The organism is Pseudoxanthomonas sp. (assembly GCF_036845285.1).
In the GTDB taxonomy this organism is placed as follows: domain Bacteria; phylum Pseudomonadota; class Gammaproteobacteria; order Xanthomonadales; family Xanthomonadaceae; genus Pseudoxanthomonas_A.
In genome coordinates this window covers 1-3,794 of sequence record NZ_DAIUEE010000031.1, presented here as the reverse complement: position 1 = coordinate 3,794, position 3,794 = coordinate 1, and the positions used below count along the sequence as shown (strand labels likewise).

The 3,794-nt window shown below is 64.3% G+C and carries 6 protein-coding genes; 5 read left to right on the top strand and 1 reads right to left on the bottom strand.

The features are described 5' to 3' along the window. Window positions 1-15: 15 nt before the first annotated feature. A complete protein-coding gene (locus V7060_RS18450; protein WP_292007759.1) occupies window positions 16-501 on the bottom strand; it encodes a biotin/lipoyl-binding protein in 486 nt (161 codons plus the stop codon). A 274-nt stretch (window positions 502-775) separates the two neighbouring features. On the opposite strand from V7060_RS18450, the gene V7060_RS18445 reads away from it, so the two are divergent. The 5 genes from V7060_RS18445 to V7060_RS18425 all read left to right on the top strand — a co-directional run bounded on the left by V7060_RS18445 (window position 776) and on the right by V7060_RS18425 (window position 3,653). After that, window positions 776-1,363, top strand: a complete 588-nt coding sequence (locus V7060_RS18445; RefSeq protein ID WP_292007767.1) for an RNA polymerase sigma factor — start codon at window positions 776-778, stop codon at window positions 1,361-1,363. 30 nt (window positions 1,364-1,393) lie between these two features. After that, the gene (locus tag V7060_RS18440; RefSeq protein ID WP_292007768.1) at window positions 1,394-1,885 is read left to right on the top strand and encodes a 2'-5' RNA ligase family protein; all 492 of its coding nucleotides are present in this window, start codon (window positions 1,394-1,396) and stop codon (window positions 1,883-1,885) included. Window positions 1,886-1,951: 66 nt separating this feature from the next. Then, the gene (locus V7060_RS18435) at window positions 1,952-2,398 is read left to right on the top strand and encodes a DUF1330 domain-containing protein (RefSeq protein WP_292007769.1); all 447 of its coding nucleotides are present in this window, start codon (window positions 1,952-1,954) and stop codon (window positions 2,396-2,398) included. 274 nt (window positions 2,399-2,672) lie between these two features. Then, window positions 2,673-3,053 (top strand): hypothetical protein, encoded by a 381-nt coding sequence (locus V7060_RS18430; RefSeq protein WP_292007770.1) that lies wholly within the window; start codon window positions 2,673-2,675, stop codon window positions 3,051-3,053. Window positions 3,054-3,269: 216 nt separating this feature from the next. Continuing rightward, entirely contained in the window at window positions 3,270-3,653 is a 384-nt protein-coding gene (locus V7060_RS18425) for a VOC family protein (protein WP_292007771.1), read from the top strand. Window positions 3,654-3,794: the final 141 nt, after the last annotated feature.

Below are 3,794 nucleotides of genomic sequence, written 5' to 3'. Positions count from 1 at the left end.
GACGCAGTGCGTTCTTCATACACGCCGTCCAGCCACAGCATGTGCAGGTGCACGTGTGAGTTTCTGGCGTTCGCTGGCGATGCGCTGGCGCTGCACTTCCACTTCCAGTTCCTGCAGCGTGGCGCGTTCCCGTTCCAGTTCATTGGCCAGTTCGGGCGAGTCGATCAGCGCGAGCGGATCGCCCTGCTTCACCGTTTCGCCGGCGCGGGTCTTGAGCGTGACGGTGCCGGCCACCGGCGCATACAGCGTGGGGCTGACGGCGGCGACGACGCGGCCCTGCACGGACACGTCGCGCAGCAGGTCGCCGCGTTCGACCGTGGCGAACCGCAGGCGCTCGGCCGAGACGGAACGCTCGGCACCGAACCAGCGTCCGAGCGTGGGCAGCGCGAACAACAGCAGCAGGACTGCAAGCGCCGCGGCACCGATGAGGACGTAGCGGCGCGTCTTCGCGGCCGGCGTGGCCTGGATGACGCGGTCTTGGGCGGAGGTGTCGCGGATCATGGGGCAGTCCAGCAGAAGTCGGACTTCGATATGCGAAGACCATGCCATTCCCAACATGACTTAAAATCAATGGCTTGCATACGATTTCCCGCCCGCCGCCGCTGTCCGGCCGTCCGCCGGACAGGCGATCGGCGGCGGCGGACAGCGGCAAGGCATCCACGCCGATGCCATGCCCGGGGAAGGAGTTTTCCGCGGCTGTGATATTTCCCCCCGCCACGACGAATAACCTTCGCAACGGATCGATCCCCGATCCGCGCGCCCCACCGGAACCGCCGTGCCCGCACTCCCGCCGCAGGACCGCTTCGTTGCCGAGCTCGAACGGCACAAACCGATCCTCTACAAGATCGCCAGCGCGTACTGCGCGCGACGTGAAGACCGCGGCGACCTGATCCAGGACATCGTGATCGAGTTGTGGCGCGCATACGAGCGCTTCGACGGGCGCGCCAGCTTCTCCACGTGGATGCATCGCATCGCGGTCAACGTGGCGATCTCGTTCTACCGCGGCGAGAGCCGGCGCATCCGCGACGCGCTGCCGATCGAGGACTTCGCGCTCGATCTCGCCGCCGCGGACCGCGTCATGGACGCCGCCGGCGACGACGTGCTCGCACTGCGCCAACTCATCGCGCAGCTGGGCGTGCTTCGGATTCAACCTGCTCGGCCTGCTCGGCGCAACGACGACCGTCGTGCTGTTCGCCGGCGCGACGATAGCCAGTATCGTCATCGGCGTGCGCTTCCGACGCTCGCCCGAACGGTTTGCGGCGCGTGCCGAAGCGGCGCTCAGCTTCGGGGTCGCACGTCAGGCTCGAGAACTCGCCCGCCGCTTCCTCGGGCAAGCGCCGGCTCGTCATGGGATCGGGGATAGCCCAGGGAGCTGCGAACGATGAGACGTCAGTTGACGCTGTTTCTTCCGGAAGACGCCCGTTCCGTCGTGGAGCGTGTCAGGAAGCGGCTGGACCCGGTGCAGTACGCCCTGATCCGGGCGCATGTGACCTTGTGTCGGGATGACGAGCTATCGCCATGGCCGATGATTCGGGATCGACTGCGGTCGCTGAGCGCGCCGTCAATCACTCTGCAGTTCGGAAGACCACGGGTCCTCTCCGACGGCTGTGTCTTGCTTCGTGCAACCGAGGGTTGCGCAGCCTATCAGGATCTGAGGACGTCCATCCTCGGACCGGGCGCGAAGTCCCAGGGAGCTCACATCACCCTGTTGCATCCGAGGAACGCGTCGAGCGCGGTCTTCGTTCTTGAGGACATCGCCGCCGCGCTCCCTTCCCTCAGCGTGACGTTTCATGCGATCACCCTGATCGAACAGGAGGAAGTCGCGCCGTGGCAGGCCCGACGCTCGTATGCGCTGCAGCCTGAACTCGCGCGCGCATCCCGATAGCGCGGATCGAGAACACCTCACGTCAGGACGATGCCTCCCGTTCCTTACTCATCCCTTGGAAACGTCATGCCAGCCACGTCCTCGTACCTGGAGCCCTCGCAGGAACTCGCCCGCCTGTTCTTCTCGAGAATGATCGACGGACCGGTCGTCATGTTGAATCTGATGCGCTTTCGATCCGTTGCCGATTATTCGGCCTATCCCGCGATCGCACCGCCGGACCCGATTTCGGGCGAGGCGGCGTACCGGCGCTATGTCGCCCACACACGTCCGTTTCTCGAGCGTTCGGGCGGAAAGGTCCTTTTCGATGGGCGGGGAGGTCATTTTCTCATCGGGCCAGACGACGAGCGCTGGGACGCGGCCCTGTTGGTCCTTCAGGCGAGTGCCGCCTCGTTCCTGGCGTTCGCCTCGAATCCGGACTATCTCTCCGGCATCGGGCATCGCGTGGCGGCTCTGGAGGATTCGAGACTTCTTCCATTGGTTGCAGCGCCGGGCTGGCTCCCGGCAAACACGTGAGCAACCGGATGCCGAGACGCGATCCCACCCCAGCGCGACGAGATGGCGAGAAACGAAATGGGCACGAGTCACGGATGTCCGATCGCCATCCTCTGCCTTGCCAGGAGCTCCAGTTCACACGCCTGAACCGATCGTTCTCGAACCCTTCTCTCGGTAGGGCTCGGTACGCATCGGGCGTAGTCGATCACCGGGCATCCCCTGCCTGCCATTGGGTTCACACTTTCCACTCGAAGGCCAAGACATGAATCATGCAAAGCCGTACCGATCGCTCCACGTGGCATTCCTCCTGTGCTTCGTGTGCACGGCCATCGCGATGGAAAACGTCACGGTCGATGCCGAAACGCGGGAGTTCCTGCTGGCGTCGGCGGCGTCGGACTTCACTGTCAGTGAAGGGAATCGCCGGGTTGAAGTTCGCGACGTTCATCTTCGCTACCAGGAGGGCGACGACGGCACGATGTACTTCATGCTCTGCGGGCAGTTTCAGTCGACGGGCGAGGGGCGGATCCGAGGGTGGAGCGACTTCGCAACGATCAAGACGGAAGGCTATGAGCAGTGGCTCGGATCGCAGGCGAAGTCACACTGTCTGGAGGCAAAGCGCGCGCGCACGACAGCGGACCTTTCGGCCGAGCTGAACGCCCGATTGCCCGCGAGGTAACGGCGTGCGATCGGGTAGCCGACTCGCGTAATGGGTGCGGAACTCCTCGCATTGCGCGGCATCCAGTCGGGGCCTGGGCGGTCAAGCCTGCGTCGTGCCGGGACTTCCGCGTCGGGCATGCGGCGCATGCCGATACCGCACGGCCGATGATTGCCGATATACCGATGGGCAACGCCGTTGCGCCGCCGCCCAGTATCACGATACGCAAACGAAGGCATGGACATGATGAAAATCCAGTACATCAATGTGTTCGTCAGCGACCTGGCCGTCGCGACGCGCTTTTACTCAGAGGTGCTTGGCCTGACGCTCCAGTTTTCCTCGCCACAGCACCGCTTTGCCGCGTTCTCCGCGGGCGGCACAAGGTTGGGAATTGCTGTGCCGGATGCGGGACAAGAGGGTCTTGTTGGACGCCATACGGGCGTGGGGTTCTGCGTTTCCGATCTGACCTTGGAGCATTCCCGGATGGCGGCGTTGGGCGTGCATTTCTCGATGTCTCCGGCGAGGCAGCCTTGGGGAGGGTTCATGGCGATGTTCGAAGACCCGGACCGCAACGTCTTCTATCTGGATCAGGATGATCTCGTCGCCGGGTCGGGTCGGTAGACCCGATTCCGTCGGGCTGCAACGGTGTATCCGCATCGACACGCGCATCCCACGGGTTGAGCGGGTGCCATTCGTTGCGACACATGGGGTATAGGAAATTCAACCGCCCTTTTCGCCCAGTCTGCGCGGTAGCCGGAGGCG

Coding starts and splice junctions, on each gene's coding strand:
- V7060_RS18450 (WP_292007759.1), bottom strand. CDS start 501: ATGATCCGCGACACCTCCGCCCAAGACCGCGTCATCCAGGCCACGCCG.
- V7060_RS18425 (WP_292007771.1), top strand. CDS start 3,270: ATGGACATGATGAAAATCCAGTACATCAATGTGTTCGTCAGCGACCTG.
- V7060_RS18435 (WP_292007769.1), top strand. CDS start 1,952: ATGCCAGCCACGTCCTCGTACCTGGAGCCCTCGCAGGAACTCGCCCGC.